The organism is Streptomyces sp. SGAir0957 (assembly GCF_043523415.1).
This window is the reverse complement of the sequence record NZ_CP027293.1, coordinates 3,267,907-3,286,785: the sequence shown is the minus strand read 5'-3', so window position 1 is coordinate 3,286,785 and position 18,879 is coordinate 3,267,907. Positions and strand designations below refer to the sequence as shown.

The following is an 18,879-nucleotide window of genomic DNA, read 5'->3' as shown; positions in this document are numbered from 1 at the left end:
GCCCCGAGAACGACAGGTTCTCGGGGCCCCTCACGCATGTGGACCGGTCAGCCCCCGGCGGGCCGCACCAGCTCGAACCAGACCACCTTGCCGGTGCTGAGCCGCGTCGCCCCCCAGCGCCGGGCGAGACGATTCACCAGGAACAGGCCGCGGCCGCCCTCGTCGGTGGCGCGGGCCTGGCGCTGGCGCGGCAGCTGCGGCACGTCGTCGCCGACCTCGCAGCGCAGCACGTCGGTGCGGAGCAGCCGCAGCGTGATCGGCCGTGAGGCGTACCGCACCGCGTTCGTGACGACCTCGCTGACCAGCAGCTCCACGGAGTCCGTCATCTCCTCCAGGCCCCAGCGGGCCAGAGCGCTGCGGGCGAGGCGCCGGGCGCGCCCCGGCGCGGAGTCCTCCGGGTCGAGGAACCAGTACGCCACATCGCTCGGCGCGATCCCGTCGAAGCGGGCGGCGAGCAGCGCGATGTCGTCGTCCCGGTCGCCGGGGCCGAGCATGTCGAGCACGTCGTCGCAGAGCGCTTCGAGCGGCGGCGGGTGGTCGGGCCCGGTCAGCTGCGCGGTGGCGGCGAGCCGTTCCCGCAGCTGCTCTATGCCGGTCCAGACGTCGCGCAGGCGCGATTCGACCAGGCCGTCGGTGTAGAGCAGCAGCGTGGCGCCGGCCGGGGCGTCCAGTTCGACGGCCTCGAAGTCGACGCCGCCCACGCCGATCGGCGCTCCGGGCGGGACGCGCAGGACTTCGGCGCGCCCGCCCAGGTGCAGCATGATGGGCGGCGGATGCCCGGCGTTGGCGATGGTGATGCGGTGCGAGACCGGGTCGTAGACCGCGTACATGCAGGTCGCCATGCGGTCCGTGCCGAGCCGCTGGGCCTGTTCGTCGAGGTGGTGCAGGACCTCCTGCGGCGGCAGGTCGAGCCCGGCGAGCGTCTGGGCGGTCGTCCGCAACTGGCCCATGATCGCGGCGGAGGTCATGGAGTGGCCCATGACGTCGCCGACGACGAGGGCGACACGGCTGCCGGGCAACGGGATCGCGTCGTACCAGTCGCCGCCCACGCGCGCGGTCTCCGCGGCGGGCAGATAGCGCGAGGCGAGCCGCACCCCGGTCGGCCGGGGCAGCGTCTCCGGCAGCATCGTGCGCTGCAGCTCGTCGGCGATGTACGCCTCGCGCCCGTACAGGACCGCCTTGTCGATGCCGAGCGCGCTGTGCGTGGCCAGCTGTCCGGCGACGAGGAGGTCGTCGCCGTCGAACGCGGTCCGGTTCGGGTGGCGCAGGAACACCGCCGCGCCGATCACCCGGCGGCGCCCGCGCAGCGGGGCCAGGATGGCGCGCCGCCCGACCGGCACCGACCGGTCGCTGCCGAGGAGTTCGGGCAGCGCGGAGAGCGCCGCGGGGGAGTCCGCGAAGACGGGCCGTACGCCGCGCAGCACCTCGGCGAGCGCGCCCCCGTTCCGCACCTCGCACAACTCGATGCTGTCCGGCGCGAGTTCGATCGGGGGGACGACGACGGTGGCGGGCGGGGCGACGCCGTCCGTGTCCGTGTCGTCGACGGCGTCGGGGATGCGGTCGGTGCGGCGCAGACGCAGCACCATCGGCCCGGCCGGGCGCTCGTCGCCGACCGGCAGCGGCTCGCGCAGATAGACCAGTATCGCGTCGGAGAACGTCGGCACCGTCGCCCGGCACAGGCCCATCACGATCTCGTCGAGGTCGATGCCGCGGGCGATACGGCGGGTCGCCGCACCGACGAAGCGCAGCCGGTCGCCGTCGCGCCGCATCGGCGTGGGCTGTCCGATGGGGCGCGGCTGGCCGCCGGTGCGGCGCTCGCCGCCGTCCGGCGGGCCCGTGGGGCGCACCGGCTCGGGGGAGGGCGCCTGCGGCTGCGTGTGCTCGGCGTCCGCGGACGCCGAGGGCATGGCGGCGGCGGGGGCGCGGCGCGGCTGCTGGGGCAGGCCGTCACCGGCCGGGGCCGCGGAGGCCTGTGGGGCACGCCGGAAGGCCCCGCGGGGATCGGCGGGGCGGGCCGCCGTGCCGTGATGGCGGCCTTCGTGCGAGGTCGGGTACTCCGTCACGCGTGTCGAATCCGTCCGTCCGGGGCTGCGCGCCGTGTCACTGGCCGGCGCGCCGGCAGTTGGGGAACAGCTGGTGCCCGCAGGAAATCCGATACCCGGATCGGGTGTGCCGGGAACGGAACTTCCGCGTCATACAGGTTCGCATCGGGGTACGGACACCGGTCCGCCGAGGTCCGGCCGGGCATGTCGGCCCCGCCCGCTCCACCCACGTCCACGCTCCCGCCGCCTAGATGACCTCACCGACACCGTGTCGGGCCAATGCATCGTCAGACCTGTGCATACGTCAGACCTATGCATACGTCAGACCTATGCATACGTCAGACCCGTTGACCACGCGAAGAGTTGCGGTGCGAGACAGTTTTTGTGCTCTTCTTCGCGTCGCTGTGCGCTCTTGCGGAGGACGATCCTACGTTTACCCCATGGGGGCGCATCAAGGGTCTCATGACGACACGTGCGCGGGCGTACGGTCCCAGTCGGCCGGCAGCGCCGGGACCGGCCACGACGGATCGGGCCGCCAGTGCTGCCAGCCGTCCGAGAACGGCTGCCCCCAGCGCTCGATCACCTCGACGGCGCGGCGCCCCGCGTCCCGTACCTCCGCGGCCTGTTCCGCGCTCATCAGGCCCGCCGCCTGCGCCTGCGCGAACTCGTCCTCGTCGTGCCAGCGCCAGGTGCGGTCCTGATACACCGACAGGTCCAGGAAGTGGTCCTCGGAGTCGACGCCGCCCGACCAGCGGGCCCGCGGCGCCTCCAGGTTCACGTACCAGTTGCGGAAGGTCCAGTCCGGCTCCCGGAAGAGCCACACCGACCAGGGGTCGCCGGGCCGGGCCAGCTTGAGCACGCCCGCGCCCGCCCAGTGGTCGCGGCGCAGGGCCCGCGGCTTGGTGTAGCGGGTGGCGAGCGGTTCGCGGTGGACCGGGGTGCCGTCCGCCATGACGGGCTTCACACACTCGGTGCCGGGGGCCATCCACACGGCGAGGAGGTCCGCCGTGTCCCGGACGACCGTGACCGGACGGCAGATGTGGAAGCCGTCGCCCCCGTTGGCGCGATAGCGCCACAGGATCTGCTCCCCGGGCGCCCATCGCCCGCCTTCCCCGCCGCCGGTCCGGCCGTCGTCTGTCATGCGCAGATATTAGGTGCCGTCGGCATACGACGCTGCGGCACAGGTCACGAATACGTCATCCGGCCGCCTCGTACGCCTCTGGAACCCCACCCGTCACGGGTGTGTCATCCGCAGGACGTCCAGAGCCTCGTCGAGCTGTTCCTCCGTCAGGTCCCCGCGCTCCACATAGCCGCCCTCCAGGACGACTTCACGGATCGTCTTGCGCTCCGCGAGCGACTTCTTTGCGACCTTGGCCGCCTCCTCGTAGCCGATGTACTTGTTGAGCGGCGTGACGACGGAGGGGGAGGACTCGGCGTACTCGCGGGCGCGTTCGCGGTTGGCGGTGATGCCGTCGACGGTGCGGTCGGCGAGCAGCCGGGAGACGTTGGCGAGCAGCCGGATCGACTCCAGGACGTTCTTGGCGATGACCGGGAGCATCACGTTCAGCTCGAAGTTGCCGGCCGCGCCCGCCGTCGCCACCGTCGCGTCATTGCCGATGACCTGCGCCGCGACCATCAGCGTCGCCTCGGGGATCACCGGGTTGACCTTGCCCGGCATGATCGACGAACCGGGCTGCAGGTCCGGCAGGTTGATCTCGGCCAGCCCGGTGCGCGGGCCCGACGCCGCCCAGCGCAGATCGTTGGCGATCTTCGTCAGTCCGACGGCGATGGTCCGCAGCTGCCCGCTGGTCTCCACGATGCCGTCGCGCGCGCCCTGCGCCTCGAAGTGGTCGCGGGCCTCGGTCAGCGGCAGGCCCGTGGCGCGCGCGACCTCGGCGATCACCGCGGCGGGGAAGCCGGGCGGCGTGTTGATACCGGTGCCCACCGCCGTGCCGCCCAGCGGCAGTTCGGCCAGCCGGGGCAGGGCGGACTCCAGCCGCTCGACGCCGTAGCGGATCTGCGCCGCGTAGCCGCCGAACTCCTGGCCCAGCGTGACCGGGGTGGCGTCCATCAGGTGCGTACGCCCGGACTTCACCACGTCGGCGAACTCCTCCGCCTTGCGCTCCAGGGAGGCGGCGAGGTGGTCGAGGGCAGGGATCAGATCGTGGGTGACGGCGGCCGTGGCGGCGATGTGGATGGACGACGGGAAGACGTCGTTGGACGACTGCGAGGCGTTGACGTGGTCGTTCGGGTGGACGTCACGGCCGAGGCGCTCGGTGGCGAGCGTGGCGAGCACCTCGTTGGTGTTCATGTTGGAGGAGGTGCCGGATCCTGTCTGAAAAACGTCCACCGGGAACTGGTCGTCCCAGCGGCCCTCCGCGACCTCCGCCGCAGCGTCCGCGACCGCCTGGGCGATGTCCTTGTCGAGGACGCCGAGCTCCGCGTTGACCTTCGCCGCCGCCGCCTTGATCCGGGCGAGGGCCTCGATGTGGGCGCGCTCGATGCGCTGCCCGGAGACGGGGAAGTTCTCCACGGCGCGCTGGGTCTGCGCCCGCCACTTCGCGTCGGCGGGGACCCGCACCTCGCCCATGGAGTCGTGTTCGATCCGGTAGTCGCTCATACCCCGTACAGCACAGGGGAGAGCGGCGGTGTTCCCGTAGAAACGCCGTGCAACGCCGGGAAACGCCGGACGGGCCGTTCGATTCAGCCCGTCCGGCGGGTACGCGCGCGTGGGTATGCGCGCGTGGTTACGGGAGACGCGTGGTTACGGGAGATGCGTGGTTACGCGAGACGCGTGGTTACGCGAGACGCGTGGTTACGCGAGACCGGGGCCGCGCACCGGGATGTGCGTGAACGTCGGCTCGGGCGCCGGGTTCTGGAAGAAGTCGTTGCCCTTGTCGTCGACGACGATGAACGCGGGGAAGTCCTCGACCTCGATCTTCCAGACCGCCTCCATGCCGAGCTCCTCGTACTCGACGACCTCGACCTTCTTGATGCAGTCCTGGGCCAGGCGCGCGGCCGGGCCGCCGATGGAGCCGAGGTAGAAGCCGCCGTGCGCGTCACAGGCGTCGGTGACCTGCTGCGAGCGGTTGCCCTTGGCGAGCATCACCTTGGAGCCGCCCGCCGCCTGGAACTGCTCGACGTAGGAGTCCATGCGCCCGGCGGTGGTCGGCCCGAACGAGCCCGACGCGTACCCTTCCGGCGTCTTGGCCGGGCCGGCGTAGTACACCGGGTGGTCCTTCAGGTACTGCGGCATCTCCTCGCCCGCGTCCAGGCGCTCCTTGATCTTGGCGTGCGCGATGTCGCGGGCCACGACCAGGGGGCCGGTCAGGGAGAGGCGGGTCTTCACCGGGTACTTGGTCAGCTCGGCGAGGATCGCGTCCATCGGCTGGTTGAGGTCGATGTTCACCACGTCCGACGACTCGTCGAGGTGCTCGTCCGTGGTCTCCGGGAGGAACCGCGCCGGGTCCGTCTCCAGCTGCTCCAGGAAGACGCCCTCGGCGGTGATCTTCGCGACGGCCTGGCGGTCGGCCGAGCAGGACACGGCGATGGCGACCGGGCAGGAGGCGCCGTGCCGGGGCAGGCGCACCACGCGGACATCGTGGCAGAAGTACTTGCCGCCGAACTGCGCGCCGATACCGATCTTCTGCGTCAGCTCGAAGACCTTCTCCTCCAGCTCCTTGTCGCGGAAGCCGTGGCCGAGCTCGGAGCCCTCGGAGGGGACGTTGTCCAGGTAATGCGCGGAGGCGTACTTGGCGGTCTTCAGCGCGTACTCGGCCGAGGTGCCGCCGACGACGATCGCCAGGTGGTACGGCGGGCAGGCGGCCGTGCCGAGCGAGCGGATCTTCTGCTCCAGGAACTTCATCATGGAGGCCTCGTTCAGGACGGCCTTCGTCTCCTGGTACAGGAACGACTTGTTGGCCGAGCCGCCGCCCTTGGCCATGAAGAGGAACTTGTAGGCGCCGCCGTCGGTCGCGTACAGCTCGATCTGCGCGGGCAGGTTCGAGCCGGTGTTCTTCTCGTCCCACATGGTCAGCGGGGCCATCTGCGAGTAGCGCAGGTTCAGGTTCTGGTACGCGTCGTAGATGCCCTTGGACAGCGCCTTCTCGTCCTCACCTTCGGTGAGGACGTTCTGGCCGCGCTTGCCCATGACGATCGCGGTGCCCGTGTCCTGGCACATCGGAAGCACGCCGGCCGCCGCGATGTTCGCGTTTTTCAGCAGGTCGAGCGCGACGAACTTGTCGTTGCCCGACGCCTCCGGGTCGTCCACGATGCGGCGCAGTTGCGCGAGGTGGGCCGGGCGCAGGTAGTGCTGGATGTCGTGGATCGCCTCTTCGGCGAGCTTGCGCAGCGCCTCCGGCTCGACCTTCAGGAACGTACGGCCGTCCGGCCCCTCGGCGGTGGAGACACCCTCCGAGGTCACCAGCCGGTACGGCGTGGTGTCCTCGCCCTGGGGGAGCAGATCGGTGTACGCGAACTCAGGCATCTCGCCCATTCCTCACTCGGCAGACAGCGGCTGGCATTCGTTGGCAGCGCCAACCAGCGTAGAACCTGGCCGAGCGGGTGCCGCTGTGAGGTAAGGCTCAGTTCCGCGAGATCGGCGGGCCGCTGCCCCTAGTCGCGATCTATCGCGTTTGGGTACGCTGCTGCCGTGGACCTTCACAAGCGCCCCCAGCCGAGCGCCCCCGCGGCGGACCCGACCGCACTGCGCGCATCCGACGCCGACCGCGACCGCATCGCGGACATCCTGCGCGAGGCCCTGGCCGAGGGCCGGCTCGACGCGGACGAGCACGCCGAGCGGATCGACGGCGTCTACCGCGCCAAGACGGTGGGTGAGCTGGAGCCGCTGGTCCGCGACCTGCCCGGCGGGCACGCCCCGCGCCCCGCCGCGGACCCGGCGCCGGGCCGCCCGGCGCCCGGCACGATCCCGGCGGGCCCCAGCGACAACCTGGTGGCGGTGTTCAGCGCCACCACCCGGCGCGGCCGCTGGCGCGTGGCCCGCCGCACGCACGCGTACGCCGTGTTCGGCAATGTCGAGATCGACCTCAGCGAGGCGATCTTCGAGCACCCCCAGGTCTACATCCGGGCGGTCTCGGTCTTCGGCAACGTCGAGATCCGCGTCCCGGAGAACGTGTCGCTGCGCGGCAGCGGCGGCGGCGTCCTCGGCAACTTCGAGGTGGACACGCTCGACGCGGCCGACCCGGAGGCGCCCGTCGTCCACGTCGAGGGCGTCTCGGTCCTCGGCAACATCGAGGCACGCCCCAAGCGCGGCAAGATCATCGCGGACCTGCACAAGTACGTCGGCAGATACGTCGACAAACGTTTGCGCAAGCACCTGGACTGACGGGACGCGCGCACCCTGACGGCACCGGCGGTGAACTCCCCTACGGGTACCGCTACTTCCGCTCTTCGGAACTCAGTGCATAGGCGTCGACACAGCGGGTAGAGCTTGCTGCATCGTCTCTCGCTCGCGAAAGCCGTCGTAAGCCGTCGTCAGGAGTAGACCGTGCTGCATCCGCCGCATCAGTCCCTGCAGGTCTCCGCCGTCCCGCCGCAGCGGGGGCCCGTGGGGGACCGGGACCAGGACGCACCATGGCACACGGAGGCCGTGTGCAGGCGCGACGAGGCGGGACTCTTCTTCGCCCCATCGAAGGAACCCACCGCCGCGCGTCTGTCGCGCGAGGAAGCGGCCAAGCGGGTCTGCGCCCGCTGCCCGGTGATGGTCGAGTGCCGCGAGCACGCCCTGCTCCAGCCGGAGCCGTACGGGGTGTGGGGCGGCCTGACCGCGGCCGAGCGCCGCGTGGTCCTCGCCCGCAGGCGCCGCCGCGAGGTCGAGCTCAAGAAGGCGGCGCGGGCGGTGGCCGCGGCGGGTTAGTCCGCAGGCGTACGTGAGCGGGGGCGCCCCCAGGATCTGGGGGCGCCCCCGCACGTGCGGCCGGTGCGGCCGAGCCTACTTGGCCCGGTCGAAGTCGACCGCGCTGTACGCGCGCAGCTTGCTCAGCCGGTGCTGGGAGTCGATCTGCCGGATCGTGCCGGACTTCGAGCGCATCACGAGGGACGAGGTCGTCGCCGTCTCGGAGCCGTAGCGCACGCCGCGCAGCAGTTCGCCGTCGGTGATGCCGGTGGCGACGAAGAACACGTTCTCCCCCGAGACCAGGTCGTCCGTGGACAGGACGCGGTCCAGGTCGTGGCCCGCGTCGATAGCCCGCTGCCGCTCCGCGTCGTCCTTCGGCCACAGCTTGCCCTGGATGACACCGCCCAGGCACTTGATGGCGCAGGCCGAGATGATGCCCTCGGGGGTGCCGCCGATGCCCAGGAGCAGGTCGACGCCCGACCCGTCGCGCACCGCGAGCACCGAGCCCGCGACGTCGCCGTCGGAGATCAGCTTGATCCGGGCGCCGGTCTCCCGGACCTCCTTGATGATGCCCTCGTGGCGCGGCCGGTCGAGGATGACGACGGTGACGTCCTCGGGCGACGCCTTCTTCGCCTTCGCGACACGGCGGATGTTGACCGACACCGGCGCGTTGATGTCGACGAAGTCGGCGGCCTCGGGGCCGGTCACCAGCTTGTCCATGTAGAAGACGGCGGACGGGTCGAACATCGTGCCCCGGTCGGCGGCGGCCAGGACCGCGATGGCGTTCGGCATGCCCTTGGCGCAGAGCGTGGTGCCGTCGATCGGGTCGACGGCGATGTCGCACTCGGCGCCCGTCCCGTCCCCGACCCGCTCACCGTTGAACAGCATCGGCGCCTCGTCCTTCTCGCCCTCGCCGATGACGACGACGCCGTCCATCGACACGGTGGAGACGAGGGTCCGCATGGCGCGCACGGCGGCGCCGTCCGCCCCGTTCTTCTCACCGCGGCCGACCCAGCGGCCCGCGGCCATCGCCGCGGCCTCGGTGACCCGGACGAGTTCCAGAGCGAGGTTGCGGTCCGGGGCCTCGGAGGGAACCTCGAGTTCGGACGGAAGCTGATGATGCTGATGCTCGGTCATCGAGACGCACCTTTCTGTTCCGGCGTTTTCACCGGGATACGACGACGGCCGGATGAGGGTTATTACGGCTGACTCTATCGCCAGTACGACAATCTGAGCAGGGCGCCCCACGTTTGAGCGGACCTACCGGCTCCGGGTGGCGCATTTCGGGACCTCCCGCCGGAGATCATTCGGGGACCTGCGACGATGGAGCACGTGGCAGCAAGAAATGGCAAGAAGACGGTCGGCAGCCTGGTCCTCTCGCTCGGCGTCTGCGTCGCCGCGGCCGGTGTCGCCTACGCGTTCATCCCGCACGACGACTCCAAGCAGCCGCCGGTCAAGCGCGTCGACTACCGCATCGAGCTGCTTACGGCCCGGCGCGCGGCCTCGTACCCGGTGGCCGCCCCCACGGGCCTGCCCAAGGCGTGGAAGCCGACGTCCGTGCGCTACACGGGCGAGTCGAACGAGGCGTGGCACCTCGGCTTCCTCGACCCCGACGGCCAGTACGTCGCCGTCGAGCAGTCCACCGACAAGCCGGCCCGGTTCATCGACGACGCCAGCCAGGGCGCCGAGGAGACCGGCCGCAAGCAGACCATCGACGGCAAGGAGTGGCGGCGCTACGAGGGCGAGAAGTACGACGCCCTCGTGCTGACGGAGAAGGGGTCGACGACCCTGGTCACCGGCACGGCCGACTTCGGGCAGCTGACGAAGATGGCCGAGGCGCTGGAGATGAAGAAGGGCGAGGACGCCCCCGCTCAGTAGAACTGGTCTGTACTGGTTTGTGGTTTGTACTCGACCAGTCGCGCGAAAGGGCCCCGGCTGGTGCCGGGGCCCTTTCGCGCGTTCGGTCGGGAACTCAGACGGTCGTGATGACCTGGTCGAGCTCCAGGCGCGGGGAGCGCGGGAACCAGGCGTCGTCGCCCGGCTTGCCGATGTTGATGATCATCAGCGGGGTGTGGTCGTCGTCCAGGAACTCCTTCTGGACGCCGGCGAAGTCGAAGCCCGTCATCGGGCCCGCGGCCAGACCGGCGGCGCGGACGCCGACGATGAAGTAGCCGGCCTGCAGCGTGGCGTTGACCAGCGCGGCCTGCTCGCGGACCGGACGCTCGGAGAAGAAGGCGTCCTTGGCGGCGGGGAAGTGCGGGAGGAGGGCCGGGAGCTCCTCGTGGAACTCGTTGTCCGCGGAGAGGATCGCGACCAGCGGGGCGGTGGCCGTCTTCGGCTGGTTGCCCTCGGCCATGAGCCCGACGAGGCGCTCGCGGGCCTCGGCGGAGCGGACCAGGGTGATGCGCAGCGGCGACTGGTTGAAGGCGGTCGGGCCGAACTTGACCAGGTCGTAGATCGCCTGGACCTGCTCGTCGGTCACCGGCTCGTCGGTGAACGTGTTCGCGGTGCGGGCCTCGCGGAAGAGCAGGTCCTGGGCGGCGGGGTCAAGAACGAGAGACATCGATCAACCTTCTCGGTACAGACGTGCGGCGTGCCGGCTGCGGTGATCCGATCCGTTCCGGATCAGCCGGTGTCCACGACAGTACGCGAATGAGGTTCAACTTTCAACCAAACCTCGGGTGGGCCCGCTCACCGCCGCGGCGTCACGCGTCCTCGGCGTCGTCCTCCGGGCCCTCCCCGTCGTTCTCCTCGGCGAGCGCCGCGTCGAGCCGCGCCCGCGCGCCGTCCAGCCAGCGGCGGCACACCTTGGCCAGCTCCTCCCCGCGCTCCCAGAGGGCGAGGGACTCCTCGAGGGAGGTACCGCCGGTCTCCAGGCGTCGTACGACGTCGATCAGCTCGTCCCGGGCCTGCTCGTAACCGAGCGTCGCGGCGGCCGTGTCGGTGGTGGTCATGCGTGGTCCGTCCTCAATCAGGTGTCGGTGGTGGTGACGCGTACGGTGAACTCGCCCTCGGCGACCCTGGCCCGCAGCTCCTCGTCCGGCGCGGCCTCGTCCGGGGCGCGGACCACATGGCCGTCCGCCTTCTGCAGGACCGCGTAGCCGCGCTTGAGCGTGGCCGCGGGGGAGAGGGCGACCACGCGCGCGTGGGTGTGCGTCAGGTCGGACTCCGCGCGGTCCAGAAGGTGGCCGAGCGTGCGGCGGGCCCGCCCGGCGAGCGCGGCGACCTGCTCCTCGCGCTCGTCGATCATGCGGTGCGGATCCTGTATCGAGGGCCGGGAGAGCGCCGCGGCCAGGCCCCGCTCCTCGCGGTCGAGGAACGCCTCCATGCAGCGCCTGGCCCGGTCGCGCAGCCAGCGCACCCGCTCGTACTCCTCGCCGACGTCCGGCACGACCTTCTTCGCCGCGTCGGTCGGTGTCGAGGCGCGCAGGTCGGCGACGAGGTCGAGCAGCGGGCTGTCCGGTTCGTGGCCGATCGCGGAGACGACGGGCGTACGGCAGGAGGCCACGGCCCGGACCAGCTGCTCGTCGGAGAAGGGCAGCAGGTCCTCCACGCTGCCGCCGCCCCGCGCGACGATGATCACGTCGACGTCGTCGATCGCGTCCAGCTCCTTGACCGCCTGGACGACCTGCGGCACGGCGTGCACGCCCTGCACGGGCACATTGCGCACCTCGAAGCGGACGGCGGGCCAGCGGTGGCGCGCGTTCTCCAGGACGTCGCGCTCGGCGGCCGAGGCGCGGCCGCACACGAGCCCGATGAGCTGGGGAAGGAACGGCAGCGGCTTCTTGCGGTCCGCCGCGAACAGACCCTCCTGCCCCAGGGACTTCTTCAGCTGCTCCAGGCGGGCGAGCAGCTCGCCGACGCCGACCGGGCGGATCTCCGCGGCGCGCAGCGAGAGCTGCCCGCGCGGCGCGTACCACTCGGGTTTCGCGTGCACGACGACCCGGGACCCCTCGCGGACCACGTCCGCCACCGCGTCGAACACCTGCCGGTAGCAGGTGACCGAGACCGAGATGTCGTACGACGGGTCGCGCAGCGTCAGGAAGACGACTCCGGCGCCGGGTCTGCGGGAGAGCTGGGTGATCTGCCCCTCGACCCACACGGCGCCGAGCCGGTCGATCCATCCGCCGATGAGCCGGGAGATCTCGCCCACGGGGAGCGGGGCGTCCGGGGACGTATTGGCAGCCATGCCGCGAGGGTAACGGCCAGGACCGACAGCACACCGCCCTTGGGGTGCGGGGCCGCCCATGGCGTACGGGGCCGCCCCGGTGCAAGCGGCTGCCCTTGGCGTACGGGGCCGCCCACGGCGTACCGGTGCCCCCCGGCCCACCAAACCACCCCCGCGCTCAGCCCAGTGGGTCCGTCACCCGACCCCGCTGCGCCACCAGCACCACGAGTCCCACGACCAGCCAGATCGCGCCGACCACCTGTGCCGTGCCCGACGCCTCCACGATCACCGCGACCGTGATCGCCGCGCCGAGGAGCGGGATCAGGAGGTGGCGCCACCAGCTCACCGGGCCGCCCCGGCGGCGTACGGCGAAATAGCCGACCACGCTCGCGTGCAGCAGCGTGAACGCCGTCAGGGCGCCGATGTCGACCACCGAGACCAGGTGGTCCATGCCGTCGTCGCGGCGGGCCGCCCAGACCGCCGCCACCAGCGTGATCACCGCGGCGACGAGCAGCGCAGCGCGCGGGACACCCGCGTTCGTCCGGGACAGGCCCTTCGGCAGGCGGCGGTCGCGGGCCATCGCGAAGACGAGACGGCCCGCCGCGGCCTGCCCGGCGAGCGCCGCGAACGCCGCCCCGATCGCCTTGCTGACCGCCACAAGGTCATGCAGCCAGCCGCCGACGGACGCGTCCACGGCGTCGTAGAACGCCGAACCCTGCTTGCCCGGGTCGGCCGCGAGCTGCGCCGAGGTCGTCGGTTCCAGGAGCGCCACCAGGTACGTCTGCGCCACGAACAGCACACCCGTGAGCGCCAGACAGAACAGCACCGCCCGCGCCACCTTCGCCGAGCCGCCCGTCACCTCCTCCGCGAACGAGGCGATCGCGTCGAAGCCCAGGTAGGAGAGGACCGCCACCGACACGGCGCCGATCACCGCCGTCAGGGCGAAGGCGCCTTGCGTCCCGTCCCCGGACAGCGGCGACAGCCAGTCCCGCTGCGCCCCGTCCCGCGCGAGCACCACGATCGCGGAGACCACGAAGACGAGCAGGACGACGATCTCCAGCGCCAGGACCGCGAAACCGACCCGGGCCGCCGCCCGTACGCCCCACAGGTTGAGCAGTGTCGTGATCACCACGGCCAGCGCGGTCCACACCCAGCGGGAGACCGACGGCACCAGCGCGTTCATCGCGATGCCGGAGAACAGGTACGCCACGGCGGGGATCAGCAGGTAGTCCAGCATCGCCATCCAGCCCGCGATGAACCCCGGGCCCTTGCCGAGCCCCACGCGCGCGTAGGTGTACACGGACCCGGCCCGCGGAGCCACCCGCACCATCTGCGCGTAGCTGAAAGCGGTGAACGCCATCGCGACGGTCGCCACGATGTAGACGAGGGCGACCGCGCCGTGCGATTTGGCGTCCAGAGTGCCGAAGACACCGACCGGCGCCATGGGGGCGATGAAGAGGAGCCCGTAGACGACGAGGTCACGGAAGCCGAGGTCACGGCGGAGCGTGCCGTCGGGGACCTCGGGGTCGGCTGGTGCGGACATCGTGCCTCCGTAGATCGCGGGCTTCCAGTCTCGGCACGCGGGGGATCTTCGGCCTCCTGTACGCGGCCTTACGATGGAGCCATGACTGCTACCACCGGCTCCCGCCGCGTCCTGCTCGCCGCCCCCCGTGGCTACTGCGCCGGTGTGGACCGTGCCGTGATCGCCGTCGAGAAAGCCCTGGAGCAGTACGGCGCCCCGATCTATGTCCGCCACGAGATCGTGCACAACAAGTACGTCGTGCAAACCCTCGAGCGGAAGGGCGCGATCTTCGTCGAGCAGACCGACGAGGTGCCCGAGGGCGCCATCGTGATGTTCTCCGCGCACGGCGTCGCCCCGACCGTGCACGAGGAGGCCGAGCGCGGCCGGCTCGCCACCATCGACGCGACCTGCCCCCTGGTGACCAAGGTCCACAAGGAAGCGATCCGCTACGCCAACGACGACTTCGACATCCTCCTGATCGGCCACGAGGGCCACGAGGAGGTCATCGGCACCTCCGGCGAGGCCCCCGACCACATCACCCTGGTCGACGGCCCCGAGGACGTCGCCAAGGTCGAGGTCCGTGACCCGTCCAAGGTCGTCTGGCTCTCCCAGACCACGCTCTCCGTCGACGAGACGATGGAGACGGTCGACGCCCTGAAGACCAAGTTTCCCGGCCTCATCTCGCCGCCCAGCGACGACATCTGCTACGCGACGCAGAACCGTCAGCTCGCCGTGAAGCAGATGGGCGCCGACTCCGAGCTGGTCATCGTCGTCGGCTCGCGCAACTCCTCCAACTCCAAGCGGCTCGTCGAGGTCGCCAAGCTGGCGGGCGCCCGCGAGGCGTACCTGGTCGACTTCGCCTCCGAGATCGAGGAGGGCTGGCTCGACGGCGTCACGACCGTCGGCGTCACCTCGGGCGCCTCCGTCCCCGACGTCCTCGTCGAGGAGGTCCTGGAGTGGCTCTCGCAGCGCGGCTACGCCGACGTGGAGATCGTCAAGGCCGCCGAGGAGTCCATCACGTTCTCGCTCCCCAAGGAGCTGCGGCGCGACCTGCGTGCCGAGGCCGCCGCTCTGATGCAGGGTTCCCGCTCCGAGAAGTGACCGGCGTCCCGGCGTCGTACGGTGGTGCCCATGGAGATCTTCGGTGTGGACATCGGCGGTTCCGGGATCAAAGGTGCCCCGGTCGATCTTGAGCGCGGCGACCTCGCCCAGGAGCGGTTCAAGGTACTGACGCCGCAACCGGCCACCCCCGACGCGGTGGCCGACGGCGTCAAGCAGGTCGTCGACAACTTCGGGGGCCGGTGCGAGCGCGTCGGCATCACCTTCCCCGGCGTCGTCACCGGCGGCTCGACGATCCGAACCGCCGCCAACGTCGACAAGAGCTGGGTCGACGTCGACGCGCGCGCCCTGCTCAGCGCCAAGCTCGACGGCCTGCCCGTCACCGTGCTCAACGACGCGGACGCGGCGGGCGTCGCCGAGATGCAGTTCGGCGCGGGCAAGGGCCACAAGGGCACCGTCATGCTGCTCACCTTCGGCACCGGCATCGGCAGCGCCCTGTTCAGCGAGGGCGTCCTCGTCCCCAACACCGAACTCGGCCACCTCGAACTCGACGGCCACGACGCCGAGCACCGCGCCTCCACCAAGGTCAAGGAGGACCACGACATGAGCTGGGAGCACTGGGCGCACCGCGTCCAGAAGTACCTGGCCCACGTCGAGATGCTGTTCTCGCCCGACCTGTTCGTCATCGGCGGCGGCGTCAGCCGCAAGGCGCACAAGTTCCTGCCGCTCATCGAGGGTATCAAGGCGGAGATGGTGCCGGCGCAGCTGCAGAACAACGCGGGGATCGTGGGGGCGGCGATGGCCGCTTCGCGCGCGTAGCGCGCTCGTACATCGGCCTCAGGCCGTACGACGACGGGGCGCCGGAGCGGCCGAGCGTGCCGCCTGCTGCTGTCCGGCGGCCCGGCGCCGCGCCGCCCTGCGCGCGACGAGCCGCACCCTGCGGACGCCGACGATCGCCCCGGCGAGCAGGGTGCCGGCGTAGAGCCAGCCCGCGTTCAGGGCGAGCGTGGTGAAGACGCCCATCAGAAGCGCCCCCGTCCCGCCCGCCCCGTCGGCGATGAGGAGCGTGCCGACGGCGAACGAGATCGGCACCGCGACCGGCGCCGTCACCAGGTCCGCCTTGCGCACCCACCCCGCCGTCAACGCGCTCACCAGCAGGAACAGCACGCCGTAGACGGTCGCGGAGCCGTCGAACAGGAGCCGGGCCAGGAAGCCGGACAGGAGCATCGCGGCGAGGCAGAACAGCCCGCTGCCCAGGCCCGTCAGGCGCGGATTGGGGAAGCGGCGCAGCGCCCGCAGGACGGGGGGCACCTTGCGCCCCGGTCGGGCGCCGCTCCGGTACACGGCCACGGCGCCGTCGGCCGTGTCCGGGGCCGTGGCGCGCGCATCGCGGCCGCCCTGCGCCTGCGGCGGAAGCGGGGCCGTGCGGCGCGGGCGGGTTTGCCGGGTTTGCGCGGGACGCGTCCTGGGTTGCTCCACAGGCCCAACATAGGTGCGCTTATGTGTGGAATACGCCAAAGGACACGCGTTTTGGCCGACCTTGACCGTCACCCGTCGCTCAGGTCGCCCGTTCGGTACAGATGCGTGCGGAGCCGGATCGGTTGCGGTCAGGCCGTAGACTGGTGGACTGCCTACGCCCATCCATCAGTCCTGGCCTTCAGCGCCCACCACGTACGGGAAGTCGCAACGTGTCGCTCACGATCGGAATCGTCGGTCTGCCGAATGTCGGCAAGTCGACCCTGTTCAACGCCCTGACCAAGAACGACGTGCTCGCGGCCAACTACCCGTTCGCCACGATCGAGCCGAACGTCGGCGTGGTCGGCGTGCCCGACCCGCGCCTCGACAAGTTGGCCGAGATCTTCAGCTCCCAGAAGGTCCTGCCCGCCACGGTCGACTTCGTCGACATCGCGGGCATCGTGCGCGGCGCCTCCGAGGGCGAGGGCCTGGGCAACAAGTTCCTGGCGAACATCCGTGAGTCCGACGCCATCTGCCAGGTCATCCGCGCCTTCCAGGACGAGAACGTCGTCCACGTCGACGGCAAGGTCTCGCCCAAGGACGACATCGAGACGATCAACACCGAGCTGATCCTCGCCGACCTCCAGACCATCGAGAAGGTCCTGCCGCGCCTCCAGAAGGAGTCGCGCATCAAGAAGGACGTCGCGCCGAAGGTCGCCGCGGTCGAGGCCGCCAAGGCGATCCTCGAGAAGGGCGACACCCTCTTCTCCCAGGGCATCGTCCAGGGCTCGGGCAACGAGGAGCTGCTGCACGACCTGCACCTCCTCACCACCAAGCCCTTCCTCTACGTCTTCAACGTCGACGAGGACGAGCTGACCGACGACGCGTTCAAGGCCGCCCAGAGCGCCCTCGTCGCCCCCGCCGAGGCGATCTTCCTCAACGCCAAGCTGGAGCAGGACCTCGCCGAGCTCGACGAGGCCGACGCGATGGAGCTCCTCGAGTCCGTCGGCGCCGAGGAGCCCGGCCTCGCCACCCTCGCCCGGGTCGGCTTCAACACGCTCGGCCTCCAGACCTACCTCACGGCCGGCCCCAAGGAATCCCGCGCCTGGACCATCAAGAAGGGCGCCACGGCCCCCGAGGCGGCCGGCGTCATCCACACCGACTTCCAGAAGGGCTTCATCAAGGCGGAGGTCATCTCCTTCGACGACCTGGTGGAGACGGGCTCGGTGGCGGAGGCCCGCGCGGCCGGCAAGGCGCGCATGGAGGGCAAGGAGTATGTGATGCAGGATGGGGACGTGGTGGAGTTCCGCTTCAACGTGTAGTGCGCGCCTCGGCGTTGCTGCCGTGACCTGGCACATGTGCAGGTCGGTCGGGGTCGCTCGGTTTCCGGGCGACCCCGGGAGTTCGAGCCGGCCGGTCGGCCTATCGGAGGTTGCGGCGGTCGAGGCGCTGGATGAGGCCGGGGCGGTGCCGGTTGGCCTCGCGTAGGCGGGTCAGGCGCTGGTGGAAGTCGGCACGTCGTGCGGTGTCGGTGCAGGCGTCACGCAGGTCCGAGAGGAGGGTGACGGCCTGGTCGTGGGCGCTGGGCTTCCTGGTGGCGAGGTGCGCCTCGATCTGCTGCCAGACGGATCCGGCCCGGTCGGCGAGGGCGGTCAGGTGCCGGGCGCGTGCTGCGGCCCGTTCGGCTTCGGCACGCTGCCGGCGTTCGGTGCGCACGGTGTGGGCGGCGTCCAGGAGGTGGGCGGCGGACCGGCGCCCGGGGACCGTACGGGCCGGGGTGGGGGCGCCGCGCAGGCGGTGCAGGAGTTCGGTGTGCAGGCCGGGTTCCGCGCCGAGGGCGAGCCGCAGCAGCAGGGCGTCCTTCTCCTTCTGAGGCAGGGCGGCGATCAGCGGGGCGAGCTCCCTCTTCGTGGGCCTGGCCGGTTGCCTGGGTGGGGCGGGGGCGGCCTGGGCGGCGACGGTCAGCAGGTCGGCGTTCACGCGCAGGAAGTCCGCGAGCGCGCGCTGCGGCGCGGTCAGGTCGCCGAGCCCGGCCGGGACGGGCGGCTCCGGGCAGGCCCGGTACTCGTCTTCGTCGTCGTCATCGAGTTCCCGGGCGGTGAGCGCGGAGAGCCAGGCGAGGTAGAGGGGGCGCAGGTCGCCGGTGGCGAGTTCGTCGCGTACGCCGATGAGGGTGGTGAGTGAGTCGTCGGCGCCCTCGGTCCAGTCGCCGCCCTCGTCCTCGCTGGTGAGGTCGAGGAGGGTGTGGGTGCGGGTGGTCCAGGCGTCGAGGTGGGGGCCGAGGCAGTAGGGCTGCGCCGTGGGCAGGCTCAGCGCCTGCTTGGGCAGGCGGAGCATGAGCCGGTGGGTGCCCCAGTTGGCCACGTAGAGGTGGGCGTCGAAGTAGCGCTCGGTCATGCGGCGCGGGTCGCCCTTGAGATCGCCCCACTCGTAGGTGTTGGTGAAGCTGGTGGCGGTGATCCGGGCCCGGGTGGAGATGGCCCTCAACTGCCGCTGTTCCTCGGAGCCGAGCGGGCGGTCGAGTGCCTGGAACTCGTAGTACTGGTACTCGCTCACAGGATGGACGTTATCGCCGCGGCGGCCGGTCTCGTGCCGTACGCCGAGCATTGCGCCGTCACGGTGCCCGGTGCCGGTAGGCATCGATCCTTCCCCAAGCTCTCAGCTCCGTTCGAGCAGGGGAGACCTCATGGGCATCCAGTCGGGCAGGGCGAAGCCCCGCCGTCGGTACCCCGGTTCGCCGTGTGAGACGCGCCTGACCGGGCGCCGGGCGGTGCGCCGG

Annotated in this window: 17 protein-coding genes; 6 read left to right on the top strand and 11 right to left on the bottom strand. The window is 71.2% G+C overall.

All coding sequences use genetic code 11. The features are described from left to right. Window positions 1–47: 47 nt before the first annotated feature. From C1N81_RS19630 to C1N81_RS19615, 4 genes are all read right to left on the bottom strand, one after another. A complete protein-coding gene (locus C1N81_RS19630; protein WP_394430873.1) occupies window positions 48–2,063 on the bottom strand; it encodes an ATP-binding SpoIIE family protein phosphatase in 2,016 nt (671 codons plus the stop codon). Between the two features lie 439 nt (window positions 2,064–2,502). Further along, the gene (locus C1N81_RS19625; RefSeq protein ID WP_394430871.1) at window positions 2,503–3,183 is read right to left on the bottom strand and encodes a cytidylyl-2-hydroxypropylphosphonate hydrolase; all 681 of its coding nucleotides are present in this window, start codon (window positions 3,181–3,183) and stop codon (window positions 2,503–2,505) included. Window positions 3,184–3,276: 93 nt separating this feature from the next. Continuing rightward, window positions 3,277–4,662, bottom strand: a complete 1,386-nt coding sequence (locus tag C1N81_RS19620) for a class II fumarate hydratase (RefSeq protein ID WP_394430869.1) — start codon at window positions 4,660–4,662, stop codon at window positions 3,277–3,279. A 195-nt stretch (window positions 4,663–4,857) separates the two neighbouring features. After that, window positions 4,858–6,528: a fumarate hydratase gene (locus tag C1N81_RS19615; RefSeq protein WP_394430867.1), complete on the bottom strand. Its 1,671-nt coding sequence runs from the start codon at window positions 6,526–6,528 to the stop codon at window positions 4,858–4,860. Window positions 6,529–6,693: 165 nt separating this feature from the next. Between C1N81_RS19615 and C1N81_RS19610 the strand changes: the two genes are divergently transcribed. Both C1N81_RS19610 and C1N81_RS19605 read left to right on the top strand, forming a co-directional pair. Further along, window positions 6,694–7,386: a DUF1707 domain-containing protein gene (locus tag C1N81_RS19610; protein WP_394430865.1), complete on the top strand. Its 693-nt coding sequence runs from the start codon at window positions 6,694–6,696 to the stop codon at window positions 7,384–7,386. Between the two features lie 162 nt (window positions 7,387–7,548). Beyond that, window positions 7,549–7,917, top strand: a complete 369-nt coding sequence (locus C1N81_RS19605; protein WP_394430863.1) for a WhiB family transcriptional regulator — start codon at window positions 7,549–7,551, stop codon at window positions 7,915–7,917. A gap of 75 nt (window positions 7,918–7,992) precedes the next feature. Here C1N81_RS19605 and glpX read toward each other — a convergent pair whose 3' ends face one another. Then, window positions 7,993–9,033: a class II fructose-bisphosphatase gene (glpX, locus tag C1N81_RS19600; RefSeq protein WP_394430861.1), complete on the bottom strand. Its 1,041-nt coding sequence runs from the start codon at window positions 9,031–9,033 to the stop codon at window positions 7,993–7,995. A 195-nt stretch (window positions 9,034–9,228) separates the two neighbouring features. Here glpX and C1N81_RS19595 point away from each other — a divergent pair, with 195 nt between their 5' ends. After that, a complete protein-coding gene (locus C1N81_RS19595; protein WP_394430859.1) occupies window positions 9,229–9,774 on the top strand; it encodes a DUF4245 domain-containing protein in 546 nt (181 codons plus the stop codon). Window positions 9,775–9,868: 94 nt separating this feature from the next. On the opposite strand, the gene C1N81_RS19590 is transcribed toward C1N81_RS19595, so the two are convergent. From C1N81_RS19590 to C1N81_RS19575, 4 genes are all read right to left on the bottom strand, one after another. After that, window positions 9,869–10,459: a malonic semialdehyde reductase gene (locus tag C1N81_RS19590; RefSeq protein WP_394430857.1), complete on the bottom strand. Its 591-nt coding sequence runs from the start codon at window positions 10,457–10,459 to the stop codon at window positions 9,869–9,871. A gap of 142 nt (window positions 10,460–10,601) precedes the next feature. After that, window positions 10,602–10,850, bottom strand: coding sequence for an exodeoxyribonuclease VII small subunit (locus C1N81_RS19585; protein WP_394430855.1), 249 nt, complete (start codon window positions 10,848–10,850; stop codon window positions 10,602–10,604). 17 nt (window positions 10,851–10,867) lie between these two features. Next, a complete protein-coding gene (gene xseA / locus C1N81_RS19580) occupies window positions 10,868–12,085 on the bottom strand; it encodes an exodeoxyribonuclease VII large subunit (RefSeq protein ID WP_394430853.1) in 1,218 nt (405 codons plus the stop codon). A 157-nt stretch (window positions 12,086–12,242) separates the two neighbouring features. After that, window positions 12,243–13,607: an APC family permease gene (locus tag C1N81_RS19575; RefSeq protein WP_394430851.1), complete on the bottom strand. Its 1,365-nt coding sequence runs from the start codon at window positions 13,605–13,607 to the stop codon at window positions 12,243–12,245. An 81-nt stretch (window positions 13,608–13,688) separates the two neighbouring features. Between C1N81_RS19575 and C1N81_RS19570 the strand changes: the two genes are divergently transcribed. Then, window positions 13,689–14,687, top strand: coding sequence for a 4-hydroxy-3-methylbut-2-enyl diphosphate reductase (locus C1N81_RS19570; protein ID WP_394430849.1), 999 nt, complete (start codon window positions 13,689–13,691; stop codon window positions 14,685–14,687). A 30-nt stretch (window positions 14,688–14,717) separates the two neighbouring features. Further along, entirely contained in the window at window positions 14,718–15,464 is a 747-nt protein-coding gene (gene ppgK / locus C1N81_RS19565; protein ID WP_394430847.1) for a polyphosphate--glucose phosphotransferase, read from the top strand. Between the two features lie 18 nt (window positions 15,465–15,482). Here ppgK and C1N81_RS19560 read toward each other — a convergent pair whose 3' ends face one another. Then, window positions 15,483–16,124 (bottom strand): DUF6542 domain-containing protein, encoded by a 642-nt coding sequence (locus tag C1N81_RS19560; RefSeq protein ID WP_394430845.1) that lies wholly within the window; start codon window positions 16,122–16,124, stop codon window positions 15,483–15,485. 209 nt (window positions 16,125–16,333) lie between these two features. On the opposite strand from C1N81_RS19560, the gene ychF reads away from it, so the two are divergent. Beyond that, on the top strand, window positions 16,334–17,422 hold the full coding sequence (ychF, locus tag C1N81_RS19555) for a redox-regulated ATPase YchF (RefSeq protein ID WP_394430843.1): 1,089 nt from the start codon (window positions 16,334–16,336) through the stop codon (window positions 17,420–17,422). A gap of 100 nt (window positions 17,423–17,522) precedes the next feature. Here the strand turns inward: ychF and C1N81_RS19550 are convergent, their stop codons facing one another. Continuing rightward, complete coding sequence (locus tag C1N81_RS19550; protein ID WP_394430841.1) at window positions 17,523–18,656, bottom strand: hypothetical protein; 1,134 nt, start codon at window positions 18,654–18,656, stop codon at window positions 17,523–17,525. Between the last annotated feature and the right edge of the window lie 223 nt (window positions 18,657–18,879).